Genomic DNA, 24063 nt, shown 5'->3' with positions numbered 1-24063 from the left:
GTGATTCAAAAACGCTCGATTATCGGAGCGGCAATCGGACTTGTCATTGCCGCTGCAACAAGCTGGCTGCTGCCAGAATTTATAACCGTGCTTATTCCTGTCGCAGCTACGCTCATGGGTGTGGTGCTCGATGAGAAGCGGCTGCTGCGCAAAACCAATATTATCGATGCGATTCCGTCTCCGTCCCGTGCTCCTTCTGGGCCGGAGCAGCTGCCAGAAGCAGTGCAGCCCTCTTCCTCTAGCGGAGGCGGGGCATCTGCACCAGCGATTAGTCCCATATTTGAGCCCGTGCTGGAGTATTTGGAAGTGCTGGAGGATATGGTTATCTCCGAAGGGCAGAAAAATACGTTGGACAATGAAATTGTGGAGAAATCCTGCTCGCTTTTTCTCCGTCTGCACCGGGTAATGCCGCTCCTGACTGAACTGAATAATGATGAAATTAATCATACGGTTAGACGGCTTGTGCTCAAGGAGCTGAACAGTGTCATTAATCCTTTCTTAAGGCTTAGCGGCGACGCCAAAACGAAAAACCGCAGAATTTTGCTAAATGGATTGCGGGATATTAATACAAAAATTTCGGAAATTGTTGCAACGATTGAACATAAGGATTTGATGGAGCTGCAAACCAAGGCGGAGGTTATTCACAAACGCTATAACTACTCGGAGTTTTAATCGCATGTCAGGTTGAAAATCCGTGGGGAGGGAACAGAATGTCCATACAAACGATTCAATTGAAAAAAGAAGACGAGCAGAAGGCCGTCCAGGAAGCGGCCGTCATTATTCAGAAGGTAGCACAGGCCGATACGCTTTCGCTCGATGGCTTGATGGACGAGATGGGCAAGCTGGGCGCCAAGACGCAGGAGCGGGCAGGCGCGACGCTAAAGCAGCTGGAACGTCCAGTTGCCAGTCTAATGTCCGGCGGGTCCAGCCAAGTATCGAACTTGATTTTGTCGCTGCGTAATGAATGCGAATCTTTGCAGCAAAGTAAAAATGTCGGCTTCATTGGCAAGCTGATCCGCAAGTCGCCTGTGAAAAATTACGTTTATAAATATCAGTCCGTGCGGACGAATATTGATGCCATTGTGCAAGGGCTTCGTGACGGCAAGGATGGCCTTGAAGAGAGCATCGTCAATATGCGTACACTCAAGCGCAGCTCGCTTGAGGAGATTTATTCGCTGCAAGAGAAGATTGCCATGGGCAACAAGCTCAAGGAGCTGTTCGAAACGGAAATTGCCAAGCCGGAAAATGAGCAGCGCAAAACGTATCTGGAGCGTGGATTGCGTAAAGTCGTCACCCGCATTCAGTCGATGACCGAGGATATATTGCTGTTTAATCAGGCGGTTGCCGCGACGGACATTGTCAATGACAACAGTGACAAGCTCATAGATGCGGTCAACAACAGCATTTATAAAGCGTCTAATCTGATTACGGTGTCGGCGATGATTACGCTCGCTATCGAAGATCAGTTGAAAATCGCGAATGCAGTTGAGAGTGTAAACAGCACGATTGAAGACCAGTTCAAGCGCAATGCAGAGCTGCTCAAAACGTCAACGGAAAAGTCGGCGGAGCTGCTCAAAAAGCCAGCGATGTCGCTGGAGGCTGTCAATACGGCGATTGCCGATTTGATTACAGCGCTCGATACATCCGAGAAATCCAACCGTGATATTATTACGACCTGCAAAACGCATACAGAGAAGCTGGCGCAAATTAACCAGAACATGTCGAAGCGTCTAGGTCTGGAATCAGGCGGACAATCGCAATCGGCCATTAGCAGTGGAGCTGCTGGCGGAAACGATATAGACAGGCTGCTCAGCTAAAAAAAGCAGGAGGCTCGTTCTATTTTAAAATATAGGAAAGCATATGATTTTTCATCCTTTCTCTATATTTCTCGGAATGAAACGCGCCGCACCGTCAGAGGACGGCGACAGCCGTTTCACCTTGGCAATAATACACATAGATGGCGCCACTCATTCATAGGCTTAACAAAAGCGATGAAATGAGAGGATGGTTGTCTTTGATTGCAGTAGGCACGCTCGGCTTATTGATTGTAACGTTGATTATCGTTGCCAGCAGCGAACGGGTGGAGGCTATTTTAGAGCAGCATAACCAATTATAATCGTGGGCAGGGCCGTATTTTCTGTAATTCAGGAAGATGCGGCCATTGTTATATTTTTCGAAATATAAGAAAGTATTTGTTTTGACGTACTGTTTTTCTATTTCTCGGACTGAAACGCTCCGCACCGTCAAAGGACGGCGACAGCCGTTTCACCTTGCAATACGAGAATAGAGTCGAATTTTATATAATATTAGCGTAATGGCGGATCATTTGGTAAAATTGACTTATCGGAAGATTTCGGGCCTGCTGCTCGTATGGAGGGAACGATAATGTTGGATTTTTCATTTGAGATGCTGGATGAACATACAATAAACGTAGAATACGTTTTTGGCAGCGAGAAATTTATTTTTAATTTATTTTATTCGAATGATAATTGGACCATTCATCCCTTCGATGGCATTTTACTAAAAAATCGCGATTTATGTCGCAGCGTCATGAGTGATTTGTTTCAAAACAAGTCGTTCCAAATTATGCTGGCGAAAGAAAATATTATTTTATCATCGATTCGTTCGTCGGTTAATCTTAATCCTTACGAGGAAGAGGAACCAATGCCGGAGCCGGAGAGGCTGCGGGGTGAACGTTATGGTGGTGATGGGGGCGGCGGTCGCGCCGAGCGGAGCGAGCTGGATGATTTCATCAACAGCCATACACTCGGCGAGATTTTGGAGCTGGAGCGCAGCTTCATTGAGGAGCGGACAACCCTTTTCAAGTCGGTGCTGCAGAAAATGTTTATGGATGGCCTTGGGCCAGGCGACAGTGAATTTAATCAAATTCAGGAGCTTGTGAAGGCGTATAAGAGGGCGGACGAGGACATCGCCAAAATTCGGTAATGCCAATATTAAAATCTATTATCCTATTTAAGTTTGGAGAGAAACTATGGATGCTTCCCAGTTAGCGGTTCGGATCAAAGAGAAGGACCCGTTGGTTTTCGCGGAAATTACAAAGGTCTATTATGATAGGCTGTTTTCAACTGCTTATAGGATGCTTGGCAGCCGTCAGGAAAGCGAAGATGTCCTGCAAGAGACGTTTATTCGCCTGTTGACGAATATCGATAAGTTCGATCCTTCGAAAAACTTCACGACCTGGATTTTTCAAATTACGATTAACTTATGTATTGATACGCTTAGAAAACGCAAGACGCGCCGAAGCGTCTCTCTGGATGCAGAGCCGGATTATTTTATGTCGCAATGGCCGCTCAAGGAAACGCTGCCGAGTCCGGATAAAGGGCCGGAGCATGTGTATTTGGAGCAGGAGCTATCCGAGGAGCTATCCGAAGTGATGAAGGGATTGTCCGATAAGGATCGCGAGCTTGTCGTGAAGCGATATTTCTACGATATGTCACTGGATGAAATTAGCCAGGAAACACAGGTTCCTGTCGGCACCATTAAATCACGTTTATTTCGTGTGCGTCAGCTATTGAAGAAAAAATGGAGCATACTAAATTTACGCGGTGCTTCCTGGAATTTTCTTAGCAGCATGATGATGGGTGGGCCGCTTTTCTAAAAGCGTGATGAAAACGGCGAAGCTTTCCATTTCCATGCAGCAAAGCCTCTTTTTCACTGCGACACGAACAAGGCCTTCAAAGGAGGGCAATACGTGTACGCTTGAGGCAGTAAGAATGATCGGAGGAATAAATCGAGATGAGACATGAAATTTTATATCGCGGCGCTTTTCCATTATTGAAGGTGCAGCTGGAGCGCGGCGAGACGATTAAAGCGGAGTCGGGAGCAATGGTATCGATGTCGCCAACCCTTGAGCTGAAAGGTACGCTGGATGGCGGCATTATGCGTGGTCTTGGACGGATGCTGAGCGGCGAGAAATTTTTCTTCCAAGAGCTGTCTGCAACACGTGGCCCTGGCGAAGCGCTGCTTGCTTCCGCAGCGATTGGCGATATTGAATCCATTGAGCTTGATGGATCGTACAAGCTGTTTGTGCAGAAGGATGGTTTCTTAGCTGGAACGCCGGGTATTGAGGTTAACACGAAGATGCAAAACCTGGCGAAAGGCTTTTTGTCGGGCGAAGGCTTCTTTATTGTCGAAATTAGCGGCAAAGGAACCGTATTTCTTTCCTCCTACGGAACGATTCATGCGGTGCAGCTGGCCGCTGGCGAGGAAGTTATCATCGATAACGGTCATCTTGTAGCATGGCCAGATTATATGGATTACCACATCGAAAAGGCATCAAGCGGCTGGTTGTCCAGCATTACGAGCGGAGAAGGCGTTGTGTGCCGATTCCGTGGCGAAGGCGTCGTCTTGATTCAAACGAGAAATCCGAAAAGCTTCGGCGGCTGGATTAATCAGTTTATTCCAAAGGGATAAAACGAGGGTACATAGACGGATAGACCTGAAAGGGTTGATGAAAAGCAAGGCATTTAGCTCGGAGGGACGGGCTAGGCGCCTTGCTTTTTATATTTTTAAAGCAGTGCTCGTATAGCTGCTTCAAGCTCCAGCGGTTGCACAGTCGGCTCAAAACGGTCAACCACTTGACCGCTGCGATCAATGAGAAACTTAGAAAAATTCCACTTGATTCCATCACCAGCGTGGAGATCGGGGTATTTTTCACGTAAAAACTGATCCAGCCACTTGCCGTTCGGGGTTAGCATATCGAAACCGTGAAACGGAGCTTCGCTCACTAAATAGTGAAACAAAGGATGAGCTGTTTCACCTCGAACGTCCACCTTGCCGAGCAGAGGGAAAGTAACGCCAAAGTTTTGTTCGCAATATGCTTTTACTTCAGCGTCGCTGCCTGGTTCTTTGTCGTTAAATTGATTGCAGGGAAAGGCCAATATCTCAAATCCCTGTTGGTGATGATTTTCGTAAAGCTGCTGAAGCGCAGCAAATTGGCTGGAATAACCGCATTTACTCGCAGTATTAACAATCAGGACAACCTTCCCGTGATAGGCTGACCAATCCAGCCATTCGCCGGTTATCGTTTTAACTTTAAAGTCATAGATGGACAAGTTGATCGCTCCCTTTGGCGTTATACAACCCATCATAGGACAAATTCGTTTATTGGTCTAATATATAATGAAGATAAAGGTTATAGTTAACAACTATATCGCTCAGCCATGCTGGGCGAGTCTGGATTTGCGATAGTCGGCGGGAGTGACGCCAAAGCTCTTCTTGAACATGCGATGGAAATAGGAGCTGCTCGTATAGCCGCTTTTGTCTGCGATATCGACGACGGACCAATCCGTATTTTCCAAATAATCTTTGGCATGCTCCAGCCGCACCTGATTAATGACGTCGACGACAGCGGTCAGCGTCTGCTGCTTGTAAACCCGGCTAATGTAGATGGAGGACATATCCAGCTCCTCGGCAATCCAATTCAAGCATAGATTGGAGCTCGCGAAGTCGCGCTCGATCAGCTCATTGATTTTACGAATGAGATCGCTCTGCTTGACGGTACGCTTCTCCATCAGTCTAGCTTGAATATCGTCAAATAAAGTGAAAAATAAGGCGTTCATTTCCTCTACCGTCTCGAATTTATCGAGTGAAGGAATATTCGTATTCAGCCCGGTTTCAACTTCGAGGCTGTTATTTTTATGAATGGTGTACAAAATCGTATTGACCGTCATCGTTAAATGCGAGATGGCGAGCTGCACGACGTGAATCGGATATTCAGCCGTTTCCTCAACAATAGAGGCAAAAATCTGCTTCGCATCGACGTTTTTGGAAGCCATCAGCGCATCGGTCAGCTTTTTCTCCTTATCGACGGGGAATTTATATTCCTTTGCTTTCAGCTCCATAATATTTTGCGAATAGATCAAGCAGCCCTGCCCATAAAATAAACGGTGAAGCGAAGCCTCCTTCACTTGTTTATAGAGCGAAGCAAGCTGCTGAGGCTGGTTCGCCTCCGGGCTGTACGTCATAGAAATGCCAATCCGCAAATATTCCAGGCTGGATTGCTGAATTTGCAGCAGCATCGTCCGCAGCAGCTCATCATCCGGCTGTTCAGTCGATTCGAGGCGCCCAAGCATCAGCACAACGCTGTCTTCATTCATATCAACCGTTTCGACGCGGTAATGCTTCAGCCCAATTTCCCAGCTAATGTTCATAATCGCGAATTTATAAGCGAGCAGATCATTGCCCCGCGTTTCCCTGAGCGATTCCAAATCATCAATTTTAATTAAAACAACTCGGTAATGGTTCGTGAAATCAAACGTAATGCCGCTTTGCTCAAGCTTGTCGAGTTGGGTCTTCGTATGCAATTGCTGCGCGCCTTCCAGCAAGTTGCGTAAAATATTTTGTCTAACCGTATAGGAGCTGTTGCGCCGTTCGGTTTCGAGCATATGCATTTTATCCATAATATGATGAATCGGGCGGTAGAGCATACGTGACAGCAGCCAGGAAATAAGCAGGCCGATCACCAGAATGGCAGCGGCAATGGCAAGCGTCGTATTGCGAATGGCGCTTACTTTTCCTGTAATTTCGCCATAAGGCGTGACACGAACATATTGCCATTCGAGCGCATCCGAGGACGTATAGGAAATGAGCGATTTTTGGCCGTCAAATCGTGCCACAATATAGCCCGGCTGCTGCTGACCGTAAATTTGCGATATAAGCATGTCATTATCCTGCTTGTTCAGCGATTTGGGGGCAAGCGTATCGCGCGAAAGCATGCGCTGGCGATCATCAATAATAAAGGATTTACCGAGTGACTCGCTTGCAACGGTTCCAATATCTTTATTAATCCACGACGATGAAATATTGACGATGACCGCCGAGTTTATCGTTTGGCTTTTTCCAATCGCATCATAGCCTAAATAAGTATATACATGATGCACGGGAGAAGGCTGGCCAGGCAATAAAGGGCTGTCCGTCTCCTCCGGAACATAGGAACGTGGAATTGGAGTAAACGGCTTATACGTCTGGTAATCGTCCAGCGTTTGCAAAATGCCTTTATCGGAAATTTCCTCCTTGGTAAAAATCCCGCTTTGCCCAGAACGATTGGCAATGTAAAATTGATTGTTGGCTGAATTGTATACATAAATTGACTCAATAAACGGCATGGAGCTCAAATAGTTGGTCAAGTCATTCATGGCCGCCGTCACATCATAAATATTAGGCTTCGTATAAAAAAGCAGCTTGGAAATCGTAAACGTCCGATACAGTTGGAAGGTGAGCGACTGTGCGCTCTCCGTCATGCTGTTCACTTCCTGGCTAGTCCGGGTCAAGCTGCTGACATCAGATAAATAGGCTTGCTTCAGATCCAGCCGTGTATAAGCAAGATAATAGAAGAAGGACGAAATGAGCAGCGTCAATACGATACATAATGTAATGCTGAGCAGAAACCTGCTGTAGAGCTTCCCGTTATTTTTCCATGCGGTGGCTTTCATAGCTGTCCCCCCTCTTTTAGTAAGCGCTTACTTTTTTTAAGCTTCCAAGTGATTTGGATATCGTTTGCCTGAATATGCGTATATGTCAGTTTGTTCACCTGATCTCTGGCGCATCTCTGTACATATTATAAACTTCACTCCGCCAACCGTACAATGTATTCTATGCATAAAATTGAACGCTCTTGCTTTGAACGCTGTGAACAAACCGAACCGGAGTGAACTTTTTGGCAAAACCAATACGTTCAGATGACAAAGCTATTGCTTTCCTTTAGACTTTTCCTCGAATTCGCAGTGCAATATGGATAAGTCGAAGGGAAAGTGACAAAATGATTCATTCCAAGCTTCCAAAAATATGGTATGGCGGTGACTATAATCCTGATCAATGGCCAGAGGCAATCTGGCAGGAGGATATGCGTTTGTTTAAGGAGGCGGGCATCAATGTCGTAACGCTTCCGGTATTTAGCTGGGCGAAGCTGCAGCCTTCCGAGGACGTTTATAACTTTGAATGGCTGGATAAGCTGCTGGATCTGATTGCTGAAAATGGGATTTACGCCTGCCTTGCCACCTCGACGGCTGCACAGCCCGCATGGATGTCGCGCAAGTATGACGATATTTTGCCGGTTGATGTGGATGGACGGAAGCGGACGCATGGCTCCCGTACTAATTTTTGCCCGAATAGCAAGACGTACCGCCGTTTCTCCCGTGCTCTTGCGGCAAAGCTAGCCGAGCGCTATAAAGATCATCCCGCGCTGCTCATTTGGCATATAAACAATGAGTATGGCACACATTGCTATTGCAATCATTGTGCGGAAGCTTTCCGCGTCTGGCTGCAGGCGAAGTTCGGCACAATTGAGCGCTTGAATGCGGAGTGGAACATGAGCTTCTGGGGTCATACGGTGTATGACTGGGAAGATATTGTGCCGCCAACCAATCTGAACGGCGACAACCGCAATTTTCAGCCGATGGCGCTGGATTATAAACGTTTTATGTCCGATTCCATTCTTGACTGCTATAAAGGGGAGTACGAGGAGCTGAAACGTATTACCCCGGCTCTGCCGATAACGACGAATATTTGGGGGCTGTTCAACGGCCTTGATTTGCAAAAATGGGGCGATGCGATGGATGTCGTGTCTTGGGACAGCTACCCGCAAATGAGTGAGCCGATGGGCAATGTGGCGATGCGACATGATTATATGCGGGGCCTGAAGCAGGGCAAGCCGTTCATGCTGATGGAGCAGACGCCAAGCCAGCAAAACTGGCAGCCCTACAACAGCCTCAAGCGTCCGGGCGTCATGCGGCTGTGGAGCTATCAGGCGGTCGCGCATGGCGCTGACACGGTGATGTTCTTCCAGCTGCGCCGCTCGATCGGCGCTTGCGAGAAATATCATGGCGCGCTAATCGAGCATGTCGGGCATGAGCATACGCGCGTATTCCGCGAATGCGCACAGCTTGGGCACGAGCTGGAGGAGCTGGGCGACAAGCTGCTGGATGCCACGGTACATGTGGAAGCTGCGCTGCTGTTTGATATCGACAACTGGAATGCCGTTGAGATTACGAGCGGGCCAAGCGTGGATTTGAACTACTTGGATCAGGCGCAGCGTTATTATAAAGCTTTTTATGATCAAAACATTCAAATGGACGTCATCAGCCCGCTCAGCGAGTTCTCCAAGTACAAAATCGTCGTCGCTCCTGTGCTGTATATGCTGAAGCCAGGCGTAGCCGAGCGCATCGAAGCGTTCGTGCAGGCTGGCGGCACGTTTATAACGACCTTTTTCAGCGGTATCGTCAATGAAAATGATTTGGTCACGCTGGGCGGTTATCCGGGCGCATTAAGGAAGCTGCTTGGCGTATGGGTCGAGGAAATCGACAGCTTGACGCCGGATATGCGCAACACAATCGAAGTGGGCGAGCAATTTGGGCATATAGCCGGGGGCTCCTATGCGTGTGAGCTGCTATGCGATTTGCTTCATTTAGAAGGTGCCGAGGCCATTGGCAGCTATGGGTCTGATTTTTATGCGGGGATGCCAGCGTTAACCGTCAATCGCTACGGAGAAGGTGAAGCCTACTATGTGGCGACGGTTCCAGAGCAGAAGCTGCTCAGCGGGCTGGTACAGACGATTTGCGAGAAGCATGGCATCGGGGCGCCGCTCCTCGCAGATGCCGGAGTCGAGCTGGCGCAGCGTCATAAAGGGGAGGAAGCCTACACCTTCGTGCTGAATCATAATCCTTTTGAATCCAAGCTTGAGCTGGGAGAAGTGAAATACACCGATTTGCTGACCAGTGAACGCTTATCCGGAGCAGTGACGATCGAACCATATGGCGTCATGATTCTGCAGATCTCGACATAGGCGAGGCTGCTATAGAAGAGCCGTTTTTCCTGTTCACACTGGGAAAAACGGCTTTTTCTCTATGTTTTTTTCACTTTGTAGCGTTAGTGGACAGCCTGTGAAAAGCTAAAAAATGCATAGAGGTGCAATTCGTTCACCTCCGTTTTCACAGCATTTTTCACTAATTGCCTGATGTTGCTCTAGCTGACCGTTCCGAGCCTGCTATACACTGAGGGCACAACGAACGACGCAACATCAGCAATTGCATAGGAGTGAGCAAGTGAGCATGAGGGCAATTGCAGCTAGCATCGTACAAATGAAAAAAAGAAAAAGCAAAGCTGAAAGGGGAGACATAGCCTGCATGAATACCAGAAGAGGTCTTTTTCACGAGCTGATCACCAACCGTATTTTATTTCTCATGCTGCTGCCGACGATTTTATTTTTCATCATCAATTCTTATTTACCGATGGTCGGCATCTATTACGCTTTCACGAGGTTCGATTATAATACGAGCTTATTCAATAGTGAATTCGTTGGGCTGGAGAACTTCAAGTTTTTATGGCAATCCGGCATTTTGACTAAACTGACCTTAAATACGATTGGCTATAATGTAGCCTTCATTGGTCTTGGCAATGTGCTCGCCATCGCGCTAGCTATTCTGCTGAGCGAGCTTAAATCAAAGTGGTTCAAAAAGCTGACGCAGTCGATTATGTTTTTGCCTTATTTCGTATCGTTCGTTATTTTGAGCGTTATCGTGTACAATCTGTTCAACTATGAAAGCGGATTCTTGAACACGCTGCTCAAGCAGCTCAGCATCGAGCCGGTTGATGTGTACAATACACCTTGGGTGTGGGTACCGCTAATTATTTTGTTCTATCTATGGAAAAACCTCGGTTACAGCATGGTTATCTATCTAGCCGCTATTACAGGCATCAGCGATGAATATTATGAAGCAGCCAAAATTGACGGCGCCAACATTTTTCAACGGATCTGGTACATTACGGTTCCAATGCTAAAAACGACATTCGTCGTACTGCTGCTGTTCGCTCTTGGCAGCATTATGAAAGGACAGTTTGACTTGTTCTATCAATTAATCGGCAACAACGGGGTGCTGTATGATACGACGGACATTCTGGATACGTATGTGTACCGCTCGCTGAAAGTAACGTTTGATATTGGGATGTCGACTGCCGCGGGTCTTTACCAATCGTTGTTCGGCTTCATCCTGATTATGACGGTCAACTATATTATTCGCAAAATCAACGACGAATACGCACTGTTCTAGGAGTGCGATGAAAAAGAGTCTGCGTTGCATGAAAAGCTTGGTTTCCGATCGCCATTACCCTTGAATTTCTTCGAATAACCCCCATAAGGGGGAAATTCAAGGGTAAAAGCGAACGCTTACGCTTCTCCAACTCAACCTTTTCATTCCACTTCGCCTTTTTCATCTCCCTCCTAGGGGGAGGAAAAAGCAGCTTAGCCGCTTTTGCGCTTGCGCTCTACCTTTTAGTTCAAAAGACAAGAACAAGAACAAGAACAAGAACCAACACCAAGAGCAAAAACAAATCCCTAGCCGCATTCGGCTTGCGTTACACCTTCTAGAGCAAGTGCCAGTGCCTTAGAGCTCAAGCAAGTGCTTAAGCTTACGAGCGTAGAGATTTGAAGTACAAAGATGTAGACATTAATAAGCATCATAATATTCCCTTATTGCTATTGAATTCGATCTTTGTGGTTCGTGTTTTAGAAGAAGGGTGTTGGTGAGAGGAGGACGAGCGGAGTAAAAGGTTTGAGCTGGAGAAGCGTTAGCTAAAGCTTTCCGCAGGAAAGCAGCTTCGTAAGCATATGCTTTCGCCACTGGAAATTTACCGCTGGCGGTATAGTTAAAAATTTCCACGGGCAATGGCGATCGGAAGCCAAACCTTTTACGCAGCGCCGATTCTACCCTCACCAAGTGCACTTATTCTAATCACCGACACAAAGAGAACATGGAGGTTACTTTATGAAAATCAAAGACGACAGCTATATGCTGCTGTTTCGCATTATTGCTTTCGTAGTTATTTTGCTCACGTCAGTCGCTTGCCTGTTTCCGTTTCTGCTCATTGTCTCAGCTTCGTTCACCCAGAACGAATCGATTCTCCGCGATGGGTATCATTTGATCCCGCAGGTGTTTTCTCTCGAAGGCTACAAGACGGTGCTGCGATTCCCGCAGCAGGTCATCAATGCCTACACCGTAACGATAGTGACGACAGTCGTCGGCACATTTCTGGGCCTGTTCTTCATTACGATGGCGGGTTACGTCCTGCAGCGCAGAGATTTTAAATACCGGAATTTTTTCTCCTTCTTTATTTATTTCACGACGCTGTTCGGAGGCGGCCTTGTGCCGTGGTACATTATGCTGACGAAATATTTGCAGCTCACCGATACGTATGCGGTGCTCATTCTCCCAGGACTTATGACGCCGTTCCTCATTATATTGATGAAAAACTTCATCCGCTCCGCCGTGCCTGACGAAGTAACGGAATCGGCTAAAATCGATGGCGCGAATGACTTTACGATCTACGCTCGCATCGTGCTGCAATTGTCGATGCCGGGCATCGCAACCGTCGGCCTGTTCCTGGCGCTGGCTTACTGGAATGACTGGTTTACATCCTCGCTGTTTATCAATGACACGACGATGTACCAGCTTCAATATTATTTGTACAACATCATCAATGCGATGAGCTTCCTGTCTCAAATGGGAGCAGGCACAGGCGTTTCGCTTGGTGGCGACATGCCGATGGAATCAACCAAGATGGCAATGGCGATTATTGTAACTGGCCCGATTTTGTTCCTCTACCCTTTCGTTCAGCGTTATTTTGTAAAAGGCTTGACGATTGGGGCTGTCAAAGGTTAGAACTGTACCAGAGTGCATAGCGGCAAGCTTGCTACTAGGGTCCAGCTAACATATATAGGTTCAACTTATAAAAGGGAGGATTCACATGATGAAGAAAAAGAGCAAAGGTTTAGTCATGCTTCTCACCGTAATGCTGCTTATGAGCATGATCGCAGCTTGCAGCGGCAATGGTGGCGGAAATACGGCAGCATCCAGCAGTCCAGCAGATAGCGCAGCGGCTACCGCATCGCCGGACAATGCGCAAGCAGGCGAGAAAACGGGTATCGATACTTCCAAAAAAGTAGAATTGCAATTTTATATGCTAGGCGATGCGCCGAAGGATCTCGCTACCATTCAAGACAAAATCAACGAAATGGCACTTCAGGATTTGAATGCAACAGTCAAATTCAACTACACGTCATGGACGGATTGGGAGCAAAAATATAAATTGCTGCTTGGCTCCGGCCAACAGGTCGACCTGATCTTTACAGCGGAATGGACGCAATACCAGTCCTACGCGAAAAAAGGCGCATTCCAGCCGCTCGACAAGCTGCTTCCTGTAGCTGCTCCGAAGCTGAATGAGTTCGTGCCGCAAGATATGTGGGAAGCGGTTAAAATCGACAACCAAATCTTTACCGTTCCTGCAACGTACAAAGAGTATGTAACAAACGGCTTCGTATGGCGCGAAGACCTTCGTAAAAAATACAACCTTCCCGAGCCAAAAGACTTGAAAACGTATGAAGAGTATTTGGCTGGCATTAAAGCCAATGAGCCGAGCATGCGTCCAATCGCACTTGGTGCAGACGTTCGCGGCAGCCTCGTGAACCAAATTCGCGATATCGAGCACAAAGCAATCGGCGCGCTGCCTTACGGTCTTGGCGTGAACTACTTCGAGCCAGGCAACATTTACACATACTGGGGCTCGGATGAGCAAAAAGCGGATTTGGAGCTGATTAAGCGCTGGCAGCAAAACGGCTACATCCCGAAAAACGTGCTTAACATCAACGACGTTATTCAGGAGCAGCTGACAAGCGGCAAAGCAGCAACGATTTTCGGCGACAACCCAACTCGTTTCAATGATTCGGTTATTAAAGTGCAAGCCGCTCACCCGGATTGGGAGCTGAAATACTACCCATTCCCGCTTACAACAGGTATTGCAACACCAGTACATGCGATTCACAATGGCTTTGCGATTCCAACAAGCAGCAAAAACGCAGAGCGCGCACTGGCATTCTATGAAAAAATGGTAACGGACCAACGCTACAACCTGTTGACTCAATACGGTGTTGAAGGCAAAAACTATGAAGTGAAAGATGGCTACTACCAAATGATCGGCGATGCAAGCTCCAACGGCTTTGCTCGTGAAGGAATGAACGGCTGGGCATGGAGAAATCCAGAGTTCATGCTGTTTGACAAAAACTATGACGGCGTAAAAACGATCTTCGACGAGTTGGACAAAATCCAAGTTCCAGACAAATTTAACGGCTTTGCCGAAGATTACAGCACGTACCAAGCCGAGAGAGCAGCACTTGAGCAAGTGGAGAAGCAATACCTGTTCCCGCTGCAAGCTGGTCTCGTGGACAATATCGAGGAAGGCTTGAAAACGTTCATGGACAAAGCGAAGCAAGCTGGACTTGAGAAAATTCAAGCCGAGTACATGAAACAATGGCAAGCTTATGTAACAGAGAAAAATATTAAATAAGCGACAAAGCCGTACCAGAGGCAGCTCTCGGTATGGATGGCAAAGCGGCGGTGCGTTCCTTAGGGACGAATCCGCCGCTTTTTTTTATGCAATAATAGAGGGCAACGAGGGGCTAGCGATTGTCCATGCCGCGAGGCATACCGATCAAGCTGTACAATCACAGTTAAATGATGAGTGGATATTCGGCTTTTTGAATCAAACGCTTACATAACGATCTATGCTACAATATATTTATAGTAATCCTTCTTATAACAGGTTTAGAGAGGATGTTAATCATTGGATAAAGTCAGAATAGGCATATTGGGCCTTGGGAATATGGGAACGGGACATGCCCGTTATTTGATTGAAGGAAGAGTAGAGGGCGCTGTGCTTGCTGCGGTGTCGGATGTGCGTTCCGAACGTTTGGAGCTGGCAGCGCAGGAGTGGGGGACAGAACTAAAGCTGTATTCGACGGCTGAGGAACTATTCTACTCAGGCGAGGTGGACGGCGTGCTTATCTGCACACCGCATTATGATCATCCGCAGCAGGCAGCGGCAGCGCTGAAGGCTGGGCTGCATGTATTGATTGAGAAGCCAGCTGGCGTCTATACGAAGCAGGTACGCGAGATGAATGAAGCGGCAGCGCGCAGCAATAAAGTATTCGGCATTATGTACAATCAACGCACGAATCCGCTGTATGCGAAGCTTCGCGATTTGATTACATCCGGGGAGCTTGGGGAAGTTCGCCGCACGAACTGGATTATTACGAACTGGTACCGTTCGCAGAGCTATTACGATTCCGGCGGCTGGCGTGCAACATGGGCTGGCGAAGGCGGCGGCGTACTGCTGAACCAGGACCCGCATCAGCTTGATCTGTGGCAGTGGACGACAGGAATGATGCCAAAGCGCGTACGTGCTTTTTGCTCCTTTGGAAAACATCGGAACATTGAAGTGGAAAACGATGTGACGGCTTACGTGGAATATGAAAATGGAGCAACGGGTGTGTTTGTCACCTCGACCTTTGAGTCGCCGGGAACGAACCGTTTTGAAATTTCCGGTGAACGCGGCAAAATCGTCATTGAAAATGACAAAATGACGTTCTGGCGTCTTCGCGTGTCTGAAACTGAATTTAATGCCACCTTTAAAGGCGGCTTCGGCCAGCCGGAATGCTGGAAATTCGAAATTCCGGTCAGCGATGGCGGCAATCATATGGGCATTACTCAGGATTGGGTAAATGCGATCCTGCATGGCACGCCACTGCTCGCTCCAGGCGAAGAAGGCATTAGGGGACTGGAGCTGTCCAATGCGATGCTGCTCTCCACTTGGACGGATGGATGGGTCGATCTTCCGATTAACGAGGATTTATTTTATGAGAAGCTGCAGGAGAAAATACTGAGCTCGGATAAGCATAAAGATGCGAACAGTTATGAGACGCTGGATGTTAAAGGTACCCACTAACCACTAACGAGCAAGCGAGAGGGAGGCAACATTTATGTCAACAGCAAATGGAATGAATTATGCCCCGAAAGGCAAGCCGAAGCCGGTAGTTAAAGAGGGAGAATTTGTATTCGCGGCTTTGTCGCTTGATCATGGACATATTTATGGCATGTGCAATGGTCTTCGGGAAGCGGGCGGCACGCTCAAGTGGGTGTATGATCCAGATCCGAAAAAGGTGGAAGCATTTGTACGCACCTATCCTGAAGTTCGCCCGGCGGAATCGAAGCAGCAAATTTTGCAGGATGCGGAAGTGGTACTGGTTGCAGCAGCGGCGATTACAAATTTGCGCGGCCCGCTGGGCGTCGAGGTTATGAAGCATGGCAAGCATTATTTTACTGACAAAGCGCCGTTTACGACGCTGGAGCAGCTGGCTGAGGCGCGTAAAGTAACGGCTGCTACGGGCAAGATTTATGCGGTTTATTACAGCGAGCGCCTTCATGTGGAATGCGCGGAATACGCTGGGCAGCTCGTAAAGGACGGGGCTATCGGCCGCGTGCTAAATGTAATGGGATTGGGGCCGCATCGCTTGAACGCAGCTGCTAGGCCAGACTGGTTTTTTAATAAGGAGCAGTACGGCGGCATTATTTGCGATATTGGTAGCCATCAAATTGAACAGTTTCTGTATTTCGCCGGCTGTAAGGATGCGACGGTGCAATCCAGCAAAATAGCGAATTACAATAACAAGCAATACCCAGAGCTTGAGGACTTTGGCGACGCTACGCTTATCGGCGACAACGGGGCTACGCATTATTTTCGCGTGGACTGGTTTACACCGGATGGCTTGTCTACTTGGGGCGATGGCCGGACGATTATTCTCGGGACAAAAGGCTATATCGAGCTGCGCAAATATGTCGATTTGACGAGAGGCGGCAGCGACCATCTGTTCCTCGTGAATGGAGACGGCGAGCAAAAAATAGATGTGAAAGACAAGGTTGGTTTCCCTTATTTTGGAGCACTCATTCTTGATTGCTTGAATGGCACGGAGCTTGCGATGCCGCAGGCGCATACGTTTAAAGCGGCAGAGCTGTGCTTGCAGGCGCAATTGCAGGCTGTCCGGGTCGAGTAGGGAAAGAGCAGAGGAAGCGAAACATACAATACGGTTCGAGGAAGGGAGCGCGTGAATCGATGATGAAGTTGTCTGTATTTACGGTAGCAACACCGGAGCTGGGGCCTGAGGAGCTGGCAGCGGCGGCGCAAGAGGCAGGAATTCATGCTGTAGAATGGCGTTACAAGGAAGCACCGGATGCGGCTGTTGCGAGCCAGGAGCCTTCTTTCTGGGGCAACAATCGCTGTACGATTTTTCCCTCAGGCGGCGAGGCGATGCTGGATCGCTTCGGAAAGGCTGCGGCTGATCATGGACTGACGACACTTAGCCTGACGCCATATCTGACCGCTGGCGATTTGGAGGCGACCGAACAGGTGCTGAAAGCGGCGAAGCGGGTAGGGGCTTCCTTTATCCGGGTTGGTGTTCCGATTTATGACCGCAGCCGGCCGTTCGGCGAGCTGTTCACGCTGGCACGGACGTATTTGCAGCAAGTGCAGGAGCTGTGCCGGACGTATGGCGTTAAAGGCTTAATCGAGACCCATCATCAGACGATTGCGGCAAGCGCTTCCGCAGCTTATCGGCTCTGCGAAGGGCTGGACCCGGATTGTATTGGCGTGTTGTACGATCCCGGCAATATGGTTTACGAAGGCTTCGAAAACTACCGGATGGGACTTGAGCTGCTAGGGCCTTATTTGGCACATGTCCATGTGAAAAATGCAGGCTGGCAAGCTGGCCCAGAAGAAGCAGATGGCAGCATAAGCTGGAAGGCGGACTGGGCGGGACTAGCTAAAGGGGTAGTGCCGTGGAAGCAAATCATCGAGGATTTGCAAGCTGTCGGCTACGACGGCTATCTCGGCATTGAGGATTTCAGCAAGGAATTTGCAGATTCTCCGGCTATGCTGCAACATTTTGTCCACTATATTAATGGATTGCAGTCGCAAGGTTAAAATGCTCGATTTCGGCTATCGAATTCAAACGCCGCTTGAAGCGATTTTTCATTCACATACGAATTACGAGGTTTATTATTTTCATGAAGGAAAATGTAACTATTTGATTGGCGATCAAATTTATCATATGCAGTCGGGTGATATGATGATTTTGTTCGGCATGACGCTGCATTGTGCCAAGATCGATCCTTCGGTCCCTTATGTCCGGACGATTGTCCATTTTGAGCCTTCGCTGCTGCGTCCACTGCTGGAGCTGCCGCAGGCGCTCAATGTTATGGAACCGTTTGAGGAGCTGCGCAATCACCGCCTGCGGCTCAGAGGCGAGCATAAGGAAGAGGCGGAGCAGCTGCTGGCTCAAATGCATGTGCATCAGCAGCGGGGCGATGCCATAGGCAGCAATCGTCTGCTGCTTGCCTTTGTTGATTTATTGTATTTTATTTTTGGCTTGTGCGAGCAGCCGCTAAGGGACCGGCAAGAATTTTCCTCCGATAAGGAGCAGACGGTGCAGCGCATCATTTCCTTGCTGGAGCACAGCTATACGGATGATTTGCATATGGAGCAGTTGGAAGAACGGCTGCATTTAAGCAAGTCGTACATTGCCAGACTGTTTAAGGATGTGACGGGTGTAACGGTGTTTCACTATGTGTATCGAAGGCGGATTAATGAGGCGAAAATTATGTTTTTGATGGAGCCGTCCGTTACGGTTACAGAGGCTTGCTATCGCCTGGGCTTCAAGCATTTGGCCCATTTCAGCAGAATGTTCAAGCAGTTCGTCGGTGTATCGCCAGAGCAGTTCAAGCGGCGCGAGACGCAAGGCTAATCGTGTAAATAAGGGGAATGATTAGGGTGAAGCTGGAACGTGGGCAGAAGCTGTTGTTCATTGGGGACTCGATTACGGATTGCGATCGGAACAAGCAGGATGGCGAGGGGCTGTTCGGCGCGCTTGGCAGAGGTTACGTAGCGCAGGTGGATGCGCTGCTGCAAGCGGTCTATCCGGAGCTCGGCATTCGCGTAGTAAACATGGGAACGAGCGGGAATACGGTCCGTGATTTAAAGGCGAGATGGCAGGAGGATGTGACGGATAAGAAACCGGACGTTCTTTCGATCATGATCGGCACAAATGACGTATGGCGCCAATATGATACGCCGTTCATTACAGATTGGCATGTATATATCGAGGAGTACGAGCAAACGCTGCGCGAGCTGGTCGCACAGGCGAAGCCGGTCGCCAGAAGCGGTATCGTGCTGATGACGCCTTTCTTTCTGGAAAGCAATGAGCAGGACGCGATGCGCCGCACGATGGACGAATATGGAGCTGTTGTACGCCGGATTGCAGATGAGACGGGCTGTCTGTTCGTGGATACACAGGCGGCATTTAATAAAGTGCTGGCACATCTGTATTCCGCTACCTTGGCGTGGGACCGCGTCCACCCGACGGCAGCAGGCCATATGGTGCTGGCGAGAGCTTTTTTGCAGGCGATGGATTTCGATTGGACGAAGTAAGAGTGGTTGATAAGCTTATCCTTAGAGGATAGGCTTTTTTTGATTTTAATGCCGCATAAGCCGTCCGTAGGGGTGCTAAATGAAAGTAGACGAATAAACGTATTGCCAAAACTAATATCATTAGTTATTATAAAACTAATGATATTAGTTTTTGCGCAGCCAGCGCAAAATACCGAGGAGTGATGCGTTGTGAGAATGACTGGACATCAGCATATTTATCAGTTGACCTACTTGCCCCGTGTGTTTCCTGTTAATTGCTATTTGATCGAAGAAGAGGACGGCTTGACGCTGATTGATGCAGCGCTGCCGAATAATGCTGAAGCGATTATGCGGGCAGCAAGCAAGCTCGGCAAGCCGATTGTGCGAATCGTGCTGACGCATGCACATGATGATCATATCGGAGCGTTGGATGCGCTCAAAGCACAGCTTCCGGAGGCCGTCGTAGCGATATCCGCGAGGGATGCACGACTGCTGCGTGGAGATCGGTCTTTGGAGCCGGGAGAGCCGACGACTCCAATCAAAGGCAGTGTACCAAAAAAAGTAGCAACGCAGCCGGATCTGCTGCTTCAGGATGGCGACCGGATCGGCTCGCTGCTCGCGGTTGCAGCACCAGGACATACGCCCGGCTCCATGGCATTTCTCGATACGAGAGGCGGCGGGCTGATTGCCGGTGATGCTTTTCAACTGCGTGGTGGCCTTGCCGTAAGCGGACAAGTTCGGCCGTTGTTTCCATTTCCGGCGTGGGCAACCTGGAATAAGCAGCAGTCGCTGCTTAGCGCCAAGCGCTTGCTTGCGCTGAAACCGTCCTTGCTGGCAGTTGGACATGGCAACCTGCTTGTTGATCCAGTATCGGCAATGGAGCAGGCCGTCATGGTGGCTGAACGCAAACTAGCTGCTGCTGCGGTACATTAAAGGAAAAAGCACGCTGATATAATCTACACTAATTTCATAACAGTAAGGAGAAAAACGCATGTCGCCAAGAATAGGCTTGGATGTACCAACGATTGTTCGAACAGCCGCAGATATTGCCAATACACAAGGGCTAGAAGCAGTGACGATGGCAACGCTTTCGCAGAAGCTGGGCATTCGCTCCCCTTCCTTATACAACCATATAGACGGTTTAAGTGGAGTGAAGCTGGCGCTCGCGATTTATGGCTTGCGCGAAATGAACGAGCAGATGAGTTACGCGGTAGAAGGGCTGACAGGGGAAGACGCCGTTTATGCGGCGGGCAAAGCCTATATTGCTTTTGCCCGCTCGAATCCGGGTGTTTACGAGGCGACAATTCCGTCTCAATCACAGGATAATGATGAATTTAAAGCGGTTAGCGAGCAACTGCTCGGGCTCATTATTAATTTGCTGGATAGTTACAAATTAAAGCATGAGATGGCGATTCATATCGTCCGCGGCTTACGCAGCCTGCTGCATGGATTTAGCTCAATCGAGCAGAAAGGCGGCTTCGGCTTGCCCTATCAGTTGGATGAATCGCTGCAGCTTGTGCTGCAAACGTATTTGTCGGGTATTCGACAAATGTGTATAGAAAAGTAACATCTTTATTCTAATCGCAGCATGTCTATTTAATCTCGCTTCCGAATAAATATTTTCCTCCTTATACAATATAAGGATAAGCATGCGAAAAATACAGTCAAGTGTACATGCCATTTTGAAGCAGGGACATTGTCCATAACTATTTTTAAGGGAATAGAAAGGATGAAAAATTGAAAGTAATAAAATAATTTATTTATGTTAGATAATTTTTTTTGCGGGATGGATATACTTCTGCTGATAAAGTAAAAACTGAAAAAAGATAAGAAAATAACACCTGTCATTTGAATGGCATTATTTCCTGTAGCAAATTCGATAAGCATTAAAAATATTAAAAATAAAACTAAAATATAAGCATCGATTAAATCAATAATAAGATTTATTTTCCTGGTTGTGATGGGGAACTCATCTAAATAAGAATTTTTAAATATAGGATATTCTAATTGTAGGGTTAGAAAAGTAACAAGGCATATCATGTAAGGAATATCTACAAATGCAGCCTTGGGCATATTAAAAAAAGGAGCTAGAACTACATCATTAAAGCATGATAAAAGAGTTACAACAGTAAAAATACGAATAATTCTACCCATATAGTCAGAATTTCTAAGCAAGCGGGTTATGTGAGTAGTTAACATTGCTTTTGTATGTTTATTTAAATAGAGAATACGGGTAGAGAGTTTCATAAGTTTACTGGTGAAATAGAAATAAAGCATTGCATTTCTGCTGAATTGATTCATTTGTTGAGCAGCGAGTAGCGGACCTGTGAGTAAGCCTAAAATGGTTAAAATTATAATAATATAAGCAGCAACTGAAGGTGAATATTGAAAAATAGATAGACTAAGCATTTGCTTTTTGTTTAGTACATACAGTAGTGCTGAACATGAAAAAAACAATATTGAAAACCAAATGCTCAAACCAGGTAAACTTTTTAAAAATCCAAATAAAAACTCGAAATAAAGTCGTAAAAATCGTATTGCTTCCAACAATATTACGAATATAATTACAGTTTTTAAACTGGTATCATTCCAAAGTAAAATTAAAGCTGCAATAAGATATTCTAATAGAATAAAAAACTTTAAGGAACTAACTAAATAAACCTTATAAAAATAAGCAGCAGGCTTGATTGGCATAGAACCAACAAATTTGCTTAGCGTTGGGATACTTTTTAAAACAGCAGCAGTGAAAAATAAAAGAATTAAATTTAGAGCCAAATGGATACCGATGTAATATTCCATAGTTGTTGCTATGCCAAAATTTTTGATGCCTAAAAGGATAAGACTCATTAAAAAGCCGAGGCTGCAAAAATCAATGATGGCTTGTTTAGTCACATTTGAACTACGGTCGTCATAAGCAATCGACAAAAGTTTTCTGAAAGCAGACAGATTCATGTAATATTCTCTTTCACAACATGAATACCATTATTGAAAAGTTCGAAAATAAGATCGGCAACCTCTTCACCATAATCACGAATATGTGTAGTGAGAAGTGTTCCCATACCTTGTAATTTTCTATGCTGATAAGCTTGTTGAATAAAAAGCACTGCATCAGTATCTAAGCCCTCATAAATCTCATCACAGATGAGAAGCTTTGGACAAATAAGCATTGCTGCTATGAACTGGATTTTCTTTTTAGTTCCAAAGGAAAGCTTTGAGAAAAGGGTATTCAGTTCGGTTAAGACATTTAAATCTTCTGCAAGATGGCTCACTTGTTCTATTCGTTCAAAAGGGATCATATAAATTTCCTTAAGAAACTGAAAAAATTCGTTTGGAGTCAACAGCTCGATAAATTGCTGATGGTCTGAAGAGATGAAAAAAGTATTTGATCTTAGACTTATACGGTCAGATAAAGGATTGCCGGCAATTTCTATAATTCCAGCGTCAATTCGCTCATATTGAAGCAAGCATTTTAGGAACACACTTTTTCCAACACCATTTGCTCCTTTTAGTACATAAATGGAGGGTGCTGGCATAGCAAAATTGATTTTGTTTAATACAAGTTTTTTCCCAAAGCTTTTAGATACATTTCTTACATCAATAAGAGGAGGAGGGGATGTTGTATTCATTGACATATTTTATACCAATCCTTATAATAATTTATTAAAGGTAAGCCAGAGGGAGTTTTCTGGGTCTTATCTCATCACTTTTTTGCTCAGCGTTCGTGGCGCTGGGCTTTTTTAGTTATCTCCGAAAACAGCTTTTAATGCTTCATATATGATTTCAACGTATACAGATCTTTCCACCAGCCATTGGGTGGCTTTCCACACGCCAGCATCCCATGCTGCTTTAAAGCTGCTCCATGCTGACCCAATAGCCACTTTGATTATATCCCAAGCTTTTGAACCATATTTAATAATATAAGCAATAATCTTTGCGATCAATTAAATCATCTCCTCTAATTTTCCCCTCTGACTTCACCTGGATACAATATTATACTTATTTTACAATTTAGTAAATTTCGCATATGCGCAATTATTTGGTTAAAAATTTAAAAAATATACATTTATTAGACTGTAATTTCCATTTTAGATATGGGTAATATAGTAAGTTTTTGACTTGTAGGATTTATCGCCAGACCCAAAAAAGTTAAGTTGCCGTAGAAATTAACGCCGGATTTTTTATAGAAAGTGAAAGTTTTGTGAAATGTAATAAATACTCAAAGATTGAAATTGAAATAAAAATATGGTATTAATTAGTTATGTATTGATTGTCTAAATTATGAAAGGAGTGGAAAAATGAGAAGAATTTTTGAAGTGCTAAGTTTTGTTGGGATACTAGGCTATCTTTTATGCCGAATCTTTTTTTATGAAGAGACGGAGACGATGAGATACCTATTTGGAGGCGCGGCATTATTAGGTTTCATAGGCAGAGTATTTTTGAGAGAAAGGAAAACTAGCTAAACATGGAATTGAACGCAACGGAAAAGAAGATATTGTTGCTCATTTGCAAGGAAAAGCCTAATAAAGAGATCGCCTCAATTTTGTATATCTCAAAGCGAATGGTCGATTATCATGTTACGTCCATACTTGGAAAGTTTAACGTAGCAACACGGGTAGGAGCTGCTGTATTTGCTTTGCAAAATCAAATTATCACTTCCGAGGAAATGAATGAAAACGTTTAAAATAGATTTGATCACTAGCGTTGCATAAACTATGACATTGATTTTGTCTGAAGATTAAGAAAACGATAGTTGGTCGT

At 46.4% G+C, this 24063-nt stretch carries 22 protein-coding genes; 17 read left to right on the top strand and 5 right to left on the bottom strand.

Translation table 11 applies throughout. The annotated features are described in order from the left end of the window. The first annotated feature begins 3 nt into the window (after positions 1 to 3). From WH37_RS01545 to WH37_RS01525, 5 genes are all read left to right on the top strand, one after another. Positions 4 to 672, top strand: a complete 669-nt coding sequence (locus WH37_RS01545) for a hypothetical protein (protein ID WP_063837995.1) — start codon at positions 4 to 6, stop codon at positions 670 to 672. Positions 673 to 710: 38 nt separating this feature from the next. Continuing rightward, entirely contained in the window at positions 711 to 1817 is a 1107-nt protein-coding gene (locus WH37_RS01540) for a toxic anion resistance protein (protein ID WP_046228823.1), read from the top strand. A 568-nt stretch (positions 1818 to 2385) separates the two neighbouring features. Further along, positions 2386 to 2946, top strand: coding sequence for a hypothetical protein (locus WH37_RS01535; RefSeq protein ID WP_046228822.1), 561 nt, complete (start codon positions 2386 to 2388; stop codon positions 2944 to 2946). Between the two features lie 46 nt (positions 2947 to 2992). Next, entirely contained in the window at positions 2993 to 3619 is a 627-nt protein-coding gene (locus tag WH37_RS01530) for an RNA polymerase sigma factor (RefSeq protein WP_052736741.1), read from the top strand. A 137-nt stretch (positions 3620 to 3756) separates the two neighbouring features. Further along, entirely contained in the window at positions 3757 to 4434 is a 678-nt protein-coding gene (locus tag WH37_RS01525) for a TIGR00266 family protein (RefSeq protein ID WP_046228821.1), read from the top strand. Between the two features lie 95 nt (positions 4435 to 4529). Here WH37_RS01525 and WH37_RS01520 read toward each other — a convergent pair whose 3' ends face one another. Together WH37_RS01520 and WH37_RS01515 are read right to left on the bottom strand one after the other, a co-directional pair. Continuing rightward, positions 4530 to 5075, bottom strand: a complete 546-nt coding sequence (locus WH37_RS01520) for a glutathione peroxidase (protein WP_046228820.1) — start codon at positions 5073 to 5075, stop codon at positions 4530 to 4532. Positions 5076 to 5177: 102 nt separating this feature from the next. Then, positions 5178 to 7454, bottom strand: coding sequence for a helix-turn-helix domain-containing protein (locus WH37_RS01515; RefSeq protein WP_046228819.1), 2277 nt, complete (start codon positions 7452 to 7454; stop codon positions 5178 to 5180). A 326-nt stretch (positions 7455 to 7780) separates the two neighbouring features. Between WH37_RS01515 and WH37_RS01510 the strand changes: the two genes are divergently transcribed. The 11 genes from WH37_RS01510 (at position 7781) to WH37_RS01460 (ending at position 20872) form a co-directional block, all read left to right on the top strand. After that, on the top strand, positions 7781 to 9802 hold the full coding sequence (locus WH37_RS01510) for a beta-galactosidase (RefSeq protein WP_046228818.1): 2022 nt from the start codon (positions 7781 to 7783) through the stop codon (positions 9800 to 9802). 340 nt (positions 9803 to 10142) lie between these two features. Next, positions 10143 to 11066 carry an ABC transporter permease gene (locus WH37_RS01505; protein ID WP_177217989.1) on the top strand — a complete coding sequence of 308 codons (924 nt, stop codon included), beginning with the start codon at positions 10143 to 10145 and terminating at the stop codon, positions 11064 to 11066. Between the two features lie 714 nt (positions 11067 to 11780). Further along, positions 11781 to 12674, top strand: coding sequence for a carbohydrate ABC transporter permease (locus tag WH37_RS01500; RefSeq protein WP_046228817.1), 894 nt, complete (start codon positions 11781 to 11783; stop codon positions 12672 to 12674). Positions 12675 to 12759: 85 nt separating this feature from the next. Next, positions 12760 to 14355, top strand: a complete 1596-nt coding sequence (locus WH37_RS01495; RefSeq protein ID WP_046228816.1) for an extracellular solute-binding protein — start codon at positions 12760 to 12762, stop codon at positions 14353 to 14355. Positions 14356 to 14631: 276 nt separating this feature from the next. After that, positions 14632 to 15792 carry a Gfo/Idh/MocA family protein gene (locus WH37_RS01490; protein WP_046228815.1) on the top strand — a complete coding sequence of 387 codons (1161 nt, stop codon included), beginning with the start codon at positions 14632 to 14634 and terminating at the stop codon, positions 15790 to 15792. Between the two features lie 34 nt (positions 15793 to 15826). After that, positions 15827 to 16897, top strand: a complete 1071-nt coding sequence (locus WH37_RS01485; protein WP_046228814.1) for a Gfo/Idh/MocA family protein — start codon at positions 15827 to 15829, stop codon at positions 16895 to 16897. 62 nt (positions 16898 to 16959) lie between these two features. Further along, entirely contained in the window at positions 16960 to 17823 is an 864-nt protein-coding gene (locus WH37_RS01480) for a sugar phosphate isomerase/epimerase family protein (protein ID WP_046228977.1), read from the top strand. Next, on the top strand, positions 17786 to 18643 hold the full coding sequence (locus WH37_RS01475) for an AraC family transcriptional regulator (protein ID WP_231594081.1): 858 nt from the start codon (positions 17786 to 17788) through the stop codon (positions 18641 to 18643). The genes WH37_RS01480 and WH37_RS01475 overlap by 38 nt, the downstream gene beginning before the upstream one ends. 26 nt (positions 18644 to 18669) lie before the next feature. Beyond that, positions 18670 to 19326: an SGNH/GDSL hydrolase family protein gene (locus tag WH37_RS01470; RefSeq protein ID WP_046228813.1), complete on the top strand. Its 657-nt coding sequence runs from the start codon at positions 18670 to 18672 to the stop codon at positions 19324 to 19326. A gap of 189 nt (positions 19327 to 19515) precedes the next feature. Next, complete coding sequence (locus WH37_RS01465; RefSeq protein ID WP_046228812.1) at positions 19516 to 20238, top strand: MBL fold metallo-hydrolase; 723 nt, start codon at positions 19516 to 19518, stop codon at positions 20236 to 20238. A gap of 58 nt (positions 20239 to 20296) precedes the next feature. Further along, complete coding sequence (locus tag WH37_RS01460; protein ID WP_046228811.1) at positions 20297 to 20872, top strand: TetR/AcrR family transcriptional regulator; 576 nt, start codon at positions 20297 to 20299, stop codon at positions 20870 to 20872. A 29-nt stretch (positions 20873 to 20901) separates the two neighbouring features. Here WH37_RS01460 and WH37_RS01455 read toward each other — a convergent pair whose 3' ends face one another. The 3 genes from WH37_RS01455 to WH37_RS01445 all read right to left on the bottom strand — a co-directional run bounded on the left by WH37_RS01455 (position 20902) and on the right by WH37_RS01445 (position 23246). Continuing rightward, positions 20902 to 22257 (bottom strand): hypothetical protein, encoded by a 1356-nt coding sequence (locus tag WH37_RS01455; protein ID WP_046228810.1) that lies wholly within the window; start codon positions 22255 to 22257, stop codon positions 20902 to 20904. Beyond that, positions 22254 to 22937, bottom strand: coding sequence for an ATP-binding cassette domain-containing protein (locus WH37_RS01450; RefSeq protein ID WP_046228809.1), 684 nt, complete (start codon positions 22935 to 22937; stop codon positions 22254 to 22256). The genes WH37_RS01455 and WH37_RS01450 overlap by 4 nt, the downstream gene beginning before the upstream one ends. 105 nt (positions 22938 to 23042) lie before the next feature. Beyond that, on the bottom strand, positions 23043 to 23246 hold the full coding sequence (locus WH37_RS01445; RefSeq protein ID WP_046228808.1) for a hypothetical protein: 204 nt from the start codon (positions 23244 to 23246) through the stop codon (positions 23043 to 23045). A gap of 521 nt (positions 23247 to 23767) precedes the next feature. Here WH37_RS01445 and WH37_RS01440 point away from each other — a divergent pair. Continuing rightward, positions 23768 to 23986: a response regulator transcription factor gene (locus WH37_RS01440; protein ID WP_046228807.1), complete on the top strand. Its 219-nt coding sequence runs from the start codon at positions 23768 to 23770 to the stop codon at positions 23984 to 23986. Positions 23987 to 24063: the final 77 nt, after the last annotated feature.

It is taken from the genome of Paenibacillus algorifonticola, from assembly GCF_000971975.1.
Taxonomy (GTDB): domain Bacteria; phylum Bacillota; class Bacilli; order Paenibacillales; family Paenibacillaceae; genus Pristimantibacillus; species Pristimantibacillus algorifonticola.
This window is presented reverse-complemented; position numbering and strand designations above follow the sequence as displayed.

Coding starts and splice junctions, on each gene's coding strand:
- WH37_RS01540 (WP_046228823.1), top strand. CDS start 711: ATGTCCATACAAACGATTCAATTGAAAAAAGAAGACGAGCAGAAGGCC.
- WH37_RS01535 (WP_046228822.1), top strand. CDS start 2,386: ATGTTGGATTTTTCATTTGAGATGCTGGATGAACATACAATAAACGTA.
- WH37_RS01530 (WP_052736741.1), top strand. CDS start 2,993: ATGGATGCTTCCCAGTTAGCGGTTCGGATCAAAGAGAAGGACCCGTTG.
- WH37_RS01525 (WP_046228821.1), top strand. CDS start 3,757: ATGAGACATGAAATTTTATATCGCGGCGCTTTTCCATTATTGAAGGTG.
- WH37_RS01515 (WP_046228819.1), bottom strand. CDS start 7,454: ATGAAAGCCACCGCATGGAAAAATAACGGGAAGCTCTACAGCAGGTTT.
- WH37_RS01510 (WP_046228818.1), top strand. CDS start 7,781: ATGATTCATTCCAAGCTTCCAAAAATATGGTATGGCGGTGACTATAAT.
- WH37_RS01505 (WP_177217989.1), top strand. CDS start 10,143: ATGAATACCAGAAGAGGTCTTTTTCACGAGCTGATCACCAACCGTATT.
- WH37_RS01500 (WP_046228817.1), top strand. CDS start 11,781: ATGAAAATCAAAGACGACAGCTATATGCTGCTGTTTCGCATTATTGCT.
- WH37_RS01495 (WP_046228816.1), top strand. CDS start 12,760: ATGATGAAGAAAAAGAGCAAAGGTTTAGTCATGCTTCTCACCGTAATG.
- WH37_RS01485 (WP_046228814.1), top strand. CDS start 15,827: ATGTCAACAGCAAATGGAATGAATTATGCCCCGAAAGGCAAGCCGAAG.
- WH37_RS01480 (WP_046228977.1), top strand. CDS start 16,960: ATGAAGTTGTCTGTATTTACGGTAGCAACACCGGAGCTGGGGCCTGAG.
- WH37_RS01460 (WP_046228811.1), top strand. CDS start 20,297: ATGTCGCCAAGAATAGGCTTGGATGTACCAACGATTGTTCGAACAGCC.
- WH37_RS01455 (WP_046228810.1), bottom strand. CDS start 22,257: ATGAATCTGTCTGCTTTCAGAAAACTTTTGTCGATTGCTTATGACGAC.
- WH37_RS01450 (WP_046228809.1), bottom strand. CDS start 22,937: ATGTCAATGAATACAACATCCCCTCCTCCTCTTATTGATGTAAGAAAT.
- WH37_RS01440 (WP_046228807.1), top strand. CDS start 23,768: ATGGAATTGAACGCAACGGAAAAGAAGATATTGTTGCTCATTTGCAAG.